Origin of the sequence: uncultured Campylobacter sp. (assembly GCF_938045405.1) — a bacterium.
GTDB lineage: Bacteria > Campylobacterota > Campylobacteria > Campylobacterales > Campylobacteraceae > Campylobacter_B.
Window position 1 is genome coordinate 1 of sequence record NZ_CALIMW010000104.1, and the last position, 11,122, is coordinate 11,122.

Annotated in this window: 12 protein-coding genes; 2 read left to right on the forward strand and 10 right to left on the reverse strand. The window is 46.5% G+C overall.

Annotated elements, in window-relative coordinates:
• Window positions 1–543: 543 nt before the first annotated feature.
• Window positions 544–912 (reverse strand): hypothetical protein, encoded by a 369-nt coding sequence (locus tag Q0140_RS03855; protein ID WP_297962080.1) that lies wholly within the window; start codon window positions 910–912, stop codon window positions 544–546.
• A 135-nt stretch (window positions 913–1,047) separates the two neighbouring features.
• Between Q0140_RS03855 and Q0140_RS03860 the strand changes: the two genes are divergently transcribed.
• Entirely contained in the window at window positions 1,048–1,749 is a 702-nt protein-coding gene (locus Q0140_RS03860) for an IS1595 family transposase (protein WP_366112834.1), read from the forward strand.
• Window positions 1,750–1,772: 23 nt separating this feature from the next.
• On the opposite strand, the gene Q0140_RS03865 is transcribed toward Q0140_RS03860, so the two are convergent.
• Both Q0140_RS03865 and Q0140_RS03870 read right to left on the reverse strand, forming a co-directional pair.
• Entirely contained in the window at window positions 1,773–2,603 is an 831-nt protein-coding gene (locus Q0140_RS03865) for a hypothetical protein (RefSeq protein ID WP_297962084.1), read from the reverse strand.
• Between the two features lie 37 nt (window positions 2,604–2,640).
• Window positions 2,641–3,450, reverse strand: coding sequence for a DUF234 domain-containing protein (locus tag Q0140_RS03870; RefSeq protein WP_297962085.1), 810 nt, complete (start codon window positions 3,448–3,450; stop codon window positions 2,641–2,643).
• A gap of 125 nt (window positions 3,451–3,575) precedes the next feature.
• On the opposite strand from Q0140_RS03870, the gene Q0140_RS03875 reads away from it, so the two are divergent.
• On the forward strand, window positions 3,576–4,892 hold the full coding sequence (locus Q0140_RS03875) for an aminotransferase class V-fold PLP-dependent enzyme (protein ID WP_297962087.1): 1,317 nt from the start codon (window positions 3,576–3,578) through the stop codon (window positions 4,890–4,892).
• A gap of 628 nt (window positions 4,893–5,520) precedes the next feature.
• Here Q0140_RS03875 and Q0140_RS03880 read toward each other — a convergent pair.
• The 7 genes from Q0140_RS03880 to Q0140_RS03910 form a co-directional block, all read right to left on the reverse strand.
• A complete protein-coding gene (locus Q0140_RS03880; RefSeq protein ID WP_297962089.1) occupies window positions 5,521–7,344 on the reverse strand; it encodes a sulfatase-like hydrolase/transferase in 1,824 nt (607 codons plus the stop codon).
• Between the two features lie 22 nt (window positions 7,345–7,366).
• The gene (locus Q0140_RS03885; RefSeq protein ID WP_297962091.1) at window positions 7,367–8,143 is read right to left on the reverse strand and encodes an undecaprenyl-diphosphate phosphatase; all 777 of its coding nucleotides are present in this window, start codon (window positions 8,141–8,143) and stop codon (window positions 7,367–7,369) included.
• Window positions 8,130–8,744 carry a thiamine phosphate synthase gene (gene thiE, locus Q0140_RS03890; RefSeq protein WP_297962093.1) on the reverse strand — a complete coding sequence of 205 codons (615 nt, stop codon included), beginning with the start codon at window positions 8,742–8,744 and terminating at the stop codon, window positions 8,130–8,132. Before thiE ends, Q0140_RS03885 begins: the two co-directional genes overlap by 14 nt.
• A complete protein-coding gene (locus Q0140_RS03895; RefSeq protein WP_297962095.1) occupies window positions 8,737–9,273 on the reverse strand; it encodes a hypothetical protein in 537 nt (178 codons plus the stop codon). The genes thiE and Q0140_RS03895 overlap by 8 nt, the downstream gene beginning before the upstream one ends.
• A gap of 59 nt (window positions 9,274–9,332) precedes the next feature.
• On the reverse strand, window positions 9,333–10,073 hold the full coding sequence (locus Q0140_RS03900; RefSeq protein ID WP_297962096.1) for a basic amino acid ABC transporter substrate-binding protein: 741 nt from the start codon (window positions 10,071–10,073) through the stop codon (window positions 9,333–9,335).
• A gap of 11 nt (window positions 10,074–10,084) precedes the next feature.
• Window positions 10,085–10,813 carry an amino acid ABC transporter ATP-binding protein gene (locus Q0140_RS03905; protein WP_297962098.1) on the reverse strand — a complete coding sequence of 243 codons (729 nt, stop codon included), beginning with the start codon at window positions 10,811–10,813 and terminating at the stop codon, window positions 10,085–10,087.
• The coding region (locus Q0140_RS03910; protein WP_297962100.1) for an ABC transporter permease subunit at window positions 10,806–11,122 on the reverse strand (317 nt) is incomplete at its 5' end. The genes Q0140_RS03910 and Q0140_RS03905, both read right to left, overlap by 8 nt.

An 11,122-nucleotide genomic window follows, 5' to 3' on the forward strand; every position in this document is an offset into this window, starting at 1 on the left:
CGCCCGTCGCGATCGTGATCATAATGGCAAATCTGCTGTTTTTCAGCGGGAAGTAGAAAGCGAACGGAATAGATAGGAGCGAGCGAAATTTTACGCGATAAATCGCGCGGCAGATTTGCGCGGCGAAGCGGAACGCGGGGATCGCGAGCTAATTTGTGACGTTTAAACCGGGCTAAATCGCGTGCTACGATCCGCAAAGCGCCCGAGCAAAGGGTTTTGCGTAATGAAATTTCATGCGGTAAATCTTGCACAGTAAAATTAAAACGTAAAATTTTACGCCTCGTTTCGTAACAAAAAGAGTTCAAACGCGCCTCTAGATTTAAAATTTACGCATTGAAATTTCGCAATCCTCTCGGCAAAGCTTAAAAGCATTAAAATTTTACTACCCACCAGCATAACGAGCGCCGAAATGCGCAGTAAAGCAGCGGGCTTGCTTACAGACGCGACGAAGATTTTGCGGGTGCGGCCTAAACGGCTAGCGGCGCGCATTTGGGCCGAATGAACCCGTTTTAAAGCCGCACGATTTAAGCCGTCTTTAGCGCGCTAGCACTTGCCCGCTTTTTTAAGCAGAGCGTTGCAGTTACCACTTTTGGAACCTCCAGTACCGCCTGCGCCAACAATTTTTGTGCAAAGCACGTCAGAATCAACTACTATAACGGATGAAAAATAGCAACGATACAAATCCCCGTTTTTGCTCCTGACCTTATAATGTACTGAGTCTATCTCACTTTTTACTGAATCAGGCACAACCGTTAGATTTGATTTATCTATACCAGTTGCCATTTCAGCGCGATCTAAGAGTGTCGCTTCACTAGTCATCGGCTTTTTTATAAAACCACAACCACCTAAGACGGAAGCGGCTACAAAAGACACGGCTAAAGTAAAAAGGCTTTTTGAAACCAGATATTTCATCGTTTTTCCTTTTAATTAAAATATATATAAATTATAACGCCGTCCCAATTTAAATCTCCTTAAAATATGGATTAAACTACTATTTTAAAATTTTAGGCTAAGATAAGTTAAAAACTTTCAAAGGAGTTTTTAACTATAGTTTTGTCGATGAAAAACAGGTATATAGTCCGTTCAAGAATTTCTGAAGCTAAATTTAGAGAAATTCTAAAGTACTTCACGGAGGATATAGAAGCATCAAAGATATCAAATTTAACTAAAATTTCAGAAGCAACCCTATGTAAAATCTTTAGAGAAATAAGAATTCTTATGTCTAAAGAGTGTGAAAAGATATCTAAGTTTTCAGGCGAAATAGAAATAGACGAAAGCTACTTCGGATCTAAAAGAGTAAGAGGAAAAAGAGGCAGAGGCACAGCAAATAAAACACCAGTATTTGGAATGCTAAAGCGTGACGGTAAGGTCTATACCCAGATAGTTAAAAACTGCTCTGCAAATGAACTAATACCGATATTATCGGAGTTTAGCGAATTAGACGAGAGTGTAATTTACTCTGATTGTTGGAAAGCTTATGACGGATTGGTTGATTACGGAGCCAAAGCTCACTACAGAGTGAAGCACTCTAAAAATGAATTTGCTAACGGTAAAAACCATATAAACGGTATAGAAAACTTTTGGGGTTATGCTAAACATAGACTAGCTAAATTTAAAGGGATAAAGAAAGAAAATTTCTTGCTTCATTTAAAGGAATGCGAATTTAGATATAATACTAAAACTACACAGGAAAACTTATATCAGAAACTGTTGAAACTGATAAGAGAAAATCCGCTTAAGTTTAATTGAGCCATTAAAAATATAAAATTTTGCTATCTAAGCCTAATAACACCGCCGTTTTCATTTAGAATTTTTGCAACTTCGGGCAATTTATATGTTTCCATGCAGAATTCGTCATTTTGGCTTGCGCCTTTTCGTATCTCCAAACTAGCGTTTTTGCCTGTATTGATTGTGGTTATAGTAAAGCAGCTGACATAGCTCGTCGTGCCTATGCTAATCGAGTTTGGAGCTATCTGCTCGACCGTCATGCTTGTTATCTTGTTTGGATTTTCGTCGAATCTACCTTGCGATACGTAAAAATCAATATAGTCTTTTATCACGATTTGCAATTTTTTCGATAATGCCTCGTAGACCTCTTCTTTGCTCATTCTAAGGTCTTCCTTGAGAAACTTTATCTCCTTTCTTAAAAGCCTACATTTCGGGCTGATTGTATCATTTCTGCATTCCTCCAGTAGATAAGTCAGCCTATTTTTAGGCGCTGTAGAGTTTATCGGCAAACCCGTGACGGCTAGAAACAGAAAGCATTCCACGTCGAATTCCGTATTTCGCACCTCTTTGCGCTCGCACATAGCTTTTTGTTTTTCATCTTGCGCCTTTACCTCTTGCCTTGATGCCGCTTGCATCATACTTTTATAGAAGATTTTAAAATACGCCATCGCGGCTCGTTCGCAGTTGTCGTAAATCTCTGCCGATTCTTTGGATAGATCGGCTAGGGCGCACGCCTCGGAGACGCTTTTTGCTTTATCCGGATTGGCGGCATAAAAATCCTCCGTTTGAATATCCTCTATTTCTCCCCTATCGCATCCAGCCAAGCTTAAGCTCAAAAGCACGCCTAACGATGCTGCCAAGACCCTATTTTTCATGATAATTCCCTTATAATCATTGATTTTACGTCCGTATTCAAAGTAAAATTTTAAAATCCTCGAGCGAAAAGAGTAAAATTTTATCGCTTTTTAGGTTTCGCAGCTCGCCGCTAAAGCCGCTTTTGGAAAACAGCGCGAGCAGATCGGGCGCGAGGCGCGCTTTTTCGCATTTGAGTATGAGCTCGTTTAGCACGTTTTTTGAAATTTTTCGCTCCTTGTATTTGCACTCGCCCGCGACGCAAAAGCTCTCAAATTTCGCGTAGATGTCGATCTCGACCTCCTTGTTCCAAAAGCTTGAAATTTGCGAAATCTCTAAATTTAAATACTTCGCGAGCAGTTCTTTGCTTAAAATTTCAAACCCGAGCCCCGCGTAGGCGTTAAAATCTGCTTTGATTAGACTTAGCACGCGTCCTATTTCGCCGCGTCGCAGCGCGGGCAGGTTCGGCTCGATAAATCTAAACCAAAACCTCGCAAAGTTGCTGCTGAAATGGACTTTGTCCGTGATATGGTAGCGGCGCAGCGCGCGCGGGAGGCGGTCGTTTTTGCGCTCTTTTTGCGCCCTTTGCTCGCTTGATTTTTCGGTGATTAAAAACTTCGCGTTTATGAGATCTGCGGTGATTTTTTGTGCCGTAAATCGCGGCAAGATTTTTGAAATTCCTATTTTTTTGCGGTCGCTTCTAGCGAATTTCATCAGCGCTTTTTTGATCTGCTCTTCGCACTCGCCGCCGAATTTAAAGCGCTCGCCGAGATGTTCAAAGCAGAGCAAAATTTCATTTTCGATCGCTTCGAAAACGTCCGCGTAGCCGCTTATACAGCCGATCTCGTCAAATACGAAATGAAACTGCAAAATCGCGTCGATACCAACATCGCCTAAATTTCGCGCAGTGTCTTTTAACTCGTAAATTTCGCCCTCCTTGCGGGCGTAATTTTAGCGAGTTTGGATATAATTTGCAAAAATTTTGGAGTCGCGCTTTGGATTTTCAAACGATCAAAGAAAATATCATCTTAAAAGAGGGGGTCAAATACTTCGATTGCGCCGCCTCGGGCCTTGCGTATCGCCCTATAGAAGCAGAGATCGAGCGCGTGCTTGCAACATATGCCAACGTCCACTCCGCAGGCGGAGAGAGCGCCGAGATTACGAGCGATTACTACGAAAATGCAAGAGCCAAAATCAAAGAGCTTCTGGGCTGCGAGGAGCGCTACTACCTGATCTCCTGCGGTTTCGGCGCGACTGCGGCGATAAAGAAGCTCTGGGAAATTCTAGGCATCTACCTGCCGCCTGCTACGCGAGACAGGTTCGGCTTGCGGCGCGAGAGCCTAAAAGATCTGCCGCTTTTCATCATCTCGCCTTTTGAGCATCATTCCGTGGAGATCAGCCTAAGACAGGGGCTTTGTGAGGTCGTGCGCGTGCCGCCGGATCCAAGCGGACTGATGGATTTTTCGCGGCTGGGCGAAATTCTATCCGCAAACAAAGGGCGCGAAATTTACGGCGTACTTACCGCGGCATCGAACGTGACGGGGTTTAAGCTTGATTACAAGCGCGCTTACTTGATGCTAAAAGCGCATGGCGGGCGGCTGTTTGTGGACGCTAGCGCGCTCATCGCGCACGAAAACGTAGATCTCGGCTTTTGCGACGGAGTGTTTTTCGGCGCGCACAAGCTTTTGGGCGGCGTGGGCGCTAGCGGGATTTTGGCGGTGCGAAAGGAGCTTTTGCGCGGCGAGGAGCCGACGTTCGCGGGAGGCGGCACGATCAAATACGCGGATGCCCTAACTCAGCGCTTTATAATCGACAAGGAGCGCTTGGAAGAAGCGGGCACGCCGGGCATCATCGCGCTGGTGCGAGCTTATCTTGCCCTAAAGCTTCGCAAAAGCGCGGGACTAGAGGCGATCAAGTCGCGCGAAGAGGCGATCTGCAGGCGCTTCATAAGCGAAATTTCAAAGATCCCAGAGATTGAAATTTACGGCAATCTCACCGCGCCGCGCGTGCCGATCTTTGCTTTTAATATGCAAGGACTCGGCGCAGACGCGCTGGCCGGGGTGCTCGGGCAGAAATTTGAAATCCAGACCCGCGCAGGTTGCGACTGTGCAGCGCCATACGGCTTTGATCTGCTCGGTTTGCAGCCCGATACCGAAATGTCGCGCAAACCCGCTTGGGTGCGGGCTAGCTTCTCGTTCATCCATGATGAAAGCGACGTGGATTTCTTGGCGGAGGCGCTAAGGCAGATCGCTAAAATTCGCGATAAAATCACCTTCGTAGCGGGCAAATATCGCTGCGGCAGCATAAATTGAGCTCGCGAAATTTTGTAGCAAGAGCCGCTTTTAAATTTTACGGCGCGGGATTTTGCCACATAAAATTTTGTCGGTGAAATTTCGCAGCGTAAAATTTTATAGCTTGGAATTTTAAAGCGTAGAATTTTATGCGCGGCTCGGGCAGCAGATATTCCGTGCCGATTGGAACGTAAAATTTTTCGGCATAAAATTTCGCGGCTTAGAATTTTGAAATTTTAAATTGTGAGCTGAATTCTGGCGGTAAATTTTGTGCTGAGGAATTTTGCGCCGTGAAATTTGAGCGGTAGAATTCCGTGCCGCGCGGATAAATTTTACACCGCCAAATTTTAAAATTCCGAAATTTCAAAATTTCGCTATTCGAATGAGCTTCGCAATTTTTGTATTTCGTGAACGCATGGAAAATTCTGCGCCGTGGAATTTTAGCCGCAAAATTTTGAAATTTTACAAAGCTGAATTTTACTCGGCAGACTTACGCGGCGAGAAATTTTACCGCAGAGCTCGTGGCGGCGTAAATTGACGCGACCGCGCCCGTCCGAAAGCCAAATTAGGGCGCGAGCGCTTGCGATAAGAGCGCAAATTTTAAGAAGCGAAATTCTGCGCCGCTAAAAGGCGTAAAATTTCATTAAATTTACTCGCCAAATTCCTTTTGCAGCTTGTAAACCTTATCGTAATCGACCCCCTCGATGATGCGCGGACGCGAGGCGTTGAAATCCGCGTTTATCACCGAGCGAGCGGGGTCAAACTCGGGGAGGTCGGTCATCTCTAAAATTTCCGCAATCGCGTGGATGAGATCGTCGTTTAAAAACGGCCTGTCTTTGGCTGCGGCGATACGCGCCCAAAGATCAGCGTTTTGCTCTTTGAACTTATCCGACGCCATGAAAATCAGCGGGATTTCGAGCGTGAAGCGGTTGATGCCGCCGTGGATTAGCTTGCCGCGGTATTGATAAAGACTCTGGGCGTGATCGCTGAAATAGACTATCAGCGTGTTGTCGTCTGCGAAAATTTTATAAATTTCGTTTACTATAAAATCGTTGTAAGCCACGGTGTTTAAGTAGTGCGCGAGCTCTTTTTTCTGCCCCTCATCAAGCGGCTCGCGCGAGATATCCGCGGCGCTAAATTTAGCAAAGCTTTTTGGATAGCGAAACTCGTAGCTCGGGTGCGAGCCCATCAGATGAAGGATGAAAAATTTATCCTTTTTCTGCGTGCCGTTTACCTCTGCGGCGGAGCTTTCGTCCTTGCGCGCAAGAGGCGATTTTTTCGCGCCCGATTTGAAATTTTTTATACTCGGAAGCATAACTTCGTCGAGCGAGTAGGCGTATTTGTAAACCGGGATTTGATTCGTAAAGTCCGAGTGATCCGTCATCTGCGCGCTCGCGCCGCTTGCGACCGCCCACTGCCCGTAGCGCTCCTGATTGCTGATCCAAAAGGTCTCGTAGTTTGCGAGCCGCGCGAGATTTACGATGTCGAGGTTAGCGCTCCACGGGCGCTGTTTTTCGCTCTCGTAATTTCCGAAATTTAGCACGTATTTTAGCACGTCGTTGGTTTTAGCTCCAGGCGATACGACATCGCTAAAGGCGATTAGATTTCCGCTTTGCTCAAGCGCTTGCAGATTTGGTGTAGTGGGCAGATAATAGCCGTATAGGCTCATGAAATTTCGCTGCAGGCTCTCTCCGATGATGAAAACGACGTTTGAGATGCGGTTTGGCGCGGTTTTATGCGAATGTGAGGCGTAAATGCTTTGGTATCCAGCTTGTAGCTCGCGCACGCTCTTAAAATCGGCGCCGAAATAATCCTTTGTAACGAAAGCAAAGTTATAAATCGGAATTTTATTTAGCGCGATTATGACGCTAGCGCGCATTTTCGAGCTTTTGGCTACGTAGCTTTTAAACGCCGCATGCGCGATAAAAACAAGCAAGCTAAGCAAAAAGACTAGCTTTATCGCGCGACATAGCTTCATCCGCACTCGCTGGCTCACTCTAAGCCTAAGAGCGGCGAAGACGAAGACCAAAAGCGTCAAAAAAGCCGCGATAAGCTTAAAATTTAAAAACGCATGCGCGAACTCAAAGGCCTCCTTGGGCGTCGTTTGCACTAGCGCGTCCAGCGTGCCGTGCGAGTAGGTAAGCTCCAGGCTAAAGATCAAAAAAATCTGAGCGATCGCGAAGGCTACGTTTATCGCCAGAAGCGCAAAGGCGAGAATTTTATATAGCCTGGCGCTGTAAAAGCTGAGCGCGTAAAGCGCGAAAAAAAGTATCGTCACGCCGCAGATCGCAGACGCCACGAAAAACAGCGCCTGCGCAGAGAGCAGCTCGCCGCTGCGCGCGATAAGAAGCAACCCGAGCGCTAAATTTAATACCAAGACTAGCGTGTATGCGTTTAGCACCGCGCCGCCGAATACCGATAGGAGGCTGAATCTGTCTTTTAAAAATGCGCCGATATTTTTTACAAGGCTCATGAAATTCCTTTGATGATTGCGTTTAAAAAACGAAGATGAAAAATATGACGCCGATTAGAATTCTATAAATTCCAAACGGGATGAAGTCAAACTTCGAAACGAAGCTTAGAAATAGTTTGATCGCCGCAAGCGCCACTACGAACGCCACTACGCCGCCTACGAGAAAGGTCGTGATATTGTCGGAGTTTTGCGCGAAGGTGTCTAAATTCTTATAGGTGTCGTAAAAAGTCGCCGCAAACATCGTAGGGATCGCGAGTAGGAAGCTAAAGCGCGCGGCTAAGTTTCTGCTTAGCCCGCACAAAAGCCCTGCGATGATGGTAGCGCCGCTGCGCGAAGTGCCCGGCACCATCGCAAAACATTGCGAAAGCCCGATGATAAAGGCCTGAACGTATGAAATTTGATCCAGATGCTCCAGTTCATTCTCTCTTGGGCGCGCCTTACGAAAGAGCTCGATCGCGATAAAAATAATACCCCAGCCGATCAGTGCGTAGGCGACGGTCTGCGGCGCGAATAGCGATTTGATGCTTTTATAGAGCAAAAAGCCGATCGCAGCGGTGGGGATGAAACCCACGACGAGCTTGCACCAGAGCTTAAAATCGACTAAAAGCCGCTTGTAAAACATCGTGACGACCGCTAAAATCGAGCCTAGCTGTATAACGACCTCGAAGCATTTAAGCGTGTCGGTCTGCTGCAGGCCCATCAGTTTTGCGGCCAGGATCATGTGCCCGGTCGAGCTTACGGGCAGAAACTCCGTCAGCCCCTCAACGATGCCTAAAATCACGGCGTCAAATATACTCATCCATTTTTTCCTTTAAATTTGCTAAATTCTGAGTGATCGAAGCGGGTCTGTAGATCGCCTCTACCATAGCGATATAATCGGGCTTGAGGGCTAAAATTTCATTCAGATTTTCTAAGTTTATTCCGCCGATTACGGCGATCGGAAGGTTTAAAGATTTTCGCGCCTCTTGCACGAGCGCATCGGGGCAAAGCGGCGCATCAGGCTTTGTCTTGCCGCGCCTGAGCGAGCCGAAGGCTACGTAGCTAGCGCCCTGCGCCTCGGCCTTTTGCGCGCGAGCAAGATCAGCATAGCAGCTAACGCCGATGATCTTATCCGCGCCTAAAAACTCGCGCACCTGCGCCGTCTCGCCGTCGTCAGCTCCGATATGCACGCCGTGCGCGCCTAGCTTTTTAGCAAGCGCCGCATCGTCGTTGATGATGAGTTTGGCGCCGTAATCTTCGCAAAGACCGATGAGAGAGCGGATTAAAGCTTCATCCTGCGCGGCGAGCTTGCTGCGGTACTGCACGAGCTTTACGCCGCAGCGTAAAATTTCATCTATCTGCGAAAAGATAGTTTGCGGCGGCGTTAAGGCATCGTCGCTAAGCGCATAAATTTCACTCATCTATCTTTTTCGGCATCGGTACGCCGTTTAGGATGCAGTTGGTAACGTCCCAAAATTTTGCGCTATACATTCCGCGCTTAGCCTCTTTGGCTTCCTCGGCGGCTTTTAAAAGAAGTTCGCTATCGTCGGTTGTCGGCACGGCAAATCCCGCCGCCACTAGGTCCAATCGCAGATTGCTTTTAGGATCGCTTGCGTCGCAGACATAGGCGTCATTGCCGCGATCGATTAAATTTACGTAGTAGCGCTTGCCGGGTTTTATCACGGACTCGAGAGCTTTTTTATATTCTTTATCGAATTTCCTTAGCTCTTTGGCGTCCGTTATGCACCTTGAAGCGCCCGCGGCGATTATGTTTAAATTTTTTAAGTCGCAGGGAAAGAAGCGATCTTTTTGAGCTTTTCTAAAGGTAAAAACAAAGGTTCTGCCGTCATCGCCAAGACCTGCAAATGCGGCGATGCCGTATCTATCTTTTTGCTCCGCAAAGCTCTGCGTGCAGAGCAAAATCGCAAGTGCTGGAAATATCTTTTTCATAGGATTCCTCTTAGGCGGCGCAAATTCCTATTGCAGAATTTGCGCCTAAATTTTGCGGATTATTTTAAATTATACTTTTCCAAAAGCTTTTCGTAACTTCCGTCCTTTTTCATCTCTTCAAGCGCCGCGTTAAATTTAGCGAGTAGCTCGGGATACTTACCCTTATCGAATGCGATCGAAAAGCCCTCGCTGCCGTCGGATTCTTTAAAAAACGCTACGAGATCGTCATTTTTCTTAAGATACTCATAGCCCACGGATGAATCCACGCAAAGCGCGTCGATCTTTTTGTTTTTAAGCGACATGACGGCTACAAAAACGTTCTCCGTAGCGCTAACTTCGGCGCCTTTGATATCTCTGATCGCAAGCTCTTGAATGGTGCCTAGCTGCGCGGCAAGGCGCTTGCCCTGCAAGTCGGCTTTGGAATTTAACGAGCTATCGTCCTTACGCTTGACGTATAAATTTTCGACCTTGTAGTAAGGATTTGTGAAATCGATCGCCTTTTTGCGAGCCGGCGTCGCGCTCATACCCGAGGCGATCATATCGATCTTGCCGCTTTTAATCGCAGGGATTAGCCCGTCAAAGCTCATATTTAAAATTTCATATTTCACCCCCGCGCGCTTGGCAAGCTCGGCTACCAGATCCATATCAAAGCCGGTAACCTTGGAGTTTTCATCCACAAACTCAAACGGCGGATACTCGGCGTTCGTGCCTACGATGAGCGTATCTTTGGCGATGTCTTTAGCAACTAGCGAACTGCAAAGCAAAGCGCCCGCAACTAGAAATCTCATAAATTTTTTCATTTCCCTCTCCTTTAGTGGTTTAAAATTTTATTTAAAAATTCTTTCAATCTCGGATTTTGCGGATTTTCAAATACGTTTTTAGGCGTATCGTCCACAGCGATCTTGCCGCCCTCCATAAAAAAAATCCTATTCGCGACATTGCGTGCAAAGCCCATCTCGTGCGTTACCACAAGCATCGTAATGCCCTCTTTAGCGACCTCTTTCATTATACCTAACACCTCGCCGATCATCTCGGGATCTAGTGCCGAGGTAGGCTCGTCGAATAAAATCACGTCCGGATTTACCGCCAAACTTCTAGCGATTGCGATGCGTTGCTTTTGCCCGCCGCTAAGCTTGTGCGGATAAGTATAGGCCTTATCGCTAAGACCGACCTTTTGCAGCAGCTCTTCCGCTTTTGCTAAGGCTTGTTCTTTAGTATAAATGCCCGCTTTTATGGGTGCTAGAGTTAAATTTTCCAGCACGTTTTTATTTGCAAAGAGGTTGAAATGCTGAAACACCATACTAACTTTGCGGCGAATTTTATTAATATCAGTGTGCTTATCGGTAATATCCTCGCCGTCTATTTTAATAGTGCCGCCGCTTGGAATTTCAAGCAGATTTAAGCAGCGCAAAAAGGTTGATTTACCGCCGCCGCTTGGACCGATGATCGCTACGATATCGCCTTTATTTATGGTCTTTGAAATTCCTTTTAATACCGATAAATTGCCGTAGGATTTGGTTAAATTTGATATTTCAATCATTGCGGTTTAGCCTACTTTCTAGCATTTTTACTAAAAACGAGAAAAATTTCACGCTTGCATAGTAAAGTACTGCGGCAAAAAGTATCGGCTGGACGGTATAAAGCGCAGCCTGCATACTTTTTGAAAAAAACGTAAGATCGGTGATTGCTACGAGGCCCACGACCGAGGTCTCTTTAAATAGGCTAATAAACTCATTCGCAAGCGCAGGCAGGATATTTTTTATCGCCTGTGGAAAGACGATCTCTTTCATCGCTGTGCCGTAGCCTAGACCCATCGCACGCGCGGCTTCCATCTGGCCGCGATCTACGC

Bases quoted from the DNA above. Each gene is read 5' to 3' on its own strand.
- Q0140_RS03855 (WP_297962080.1), bottom strand. From the start codon at position 912: ATGAAATATCTGGTTTCAAAAAGCCTTTTTACTTTAGCCGTGTCTTTT.
- Q0140_RS03865 (WP_297962084.1), bottom strand. From the start codon at position 2,603: ATGAAAAATAGGGTCTTGGCAGCATCGTTAGGCGTGCTTTTGAGCTTA.
- Q0140_RS03880 (WP_297962089.1), bottom strand. From the start codon at position 7,344: ATGAGCCTTGTAAAAAATATCGGCGCATTTTTAAAAGACAGATTCAGC.
- Q0140_RS03885 (WP_297962091.1), bottom strand. From the start codon at position 8,143: ATGAGTATATTTGACGCCGTGATTTTAGGCATCGTTGAGGGGCTGACG.
- thiE (WP_297962093.1), bottom strand. From the start codon at position 8,744: ATGAGTGAAATTTATGCGCTTAGCGACGATGCCTTAACGCCGCCGCAA.
- Q0140_RS03895 (WP_297962095.1), bottom strand. From the start codon at position 9,273: ATGAAAAAGATATTTCCAGCACTTGCGATTTTGCTCTGCACGCAGAGC.
- Q0140_RS03900 (WP_297962096.1), bottom strand. From the start codon at position 10,073: ATGAAAAAATTTATGAGATTTCTAGTTGCGGGCGCTTTGCTTTGCAGT.
- Q0140_RS03905 (WP_297962098.1), bottom strand. From the start codon at position 10,813: ATGATTGAAATATCAAATTTAACCAAATCCTACGGCAATTTATCGGTA.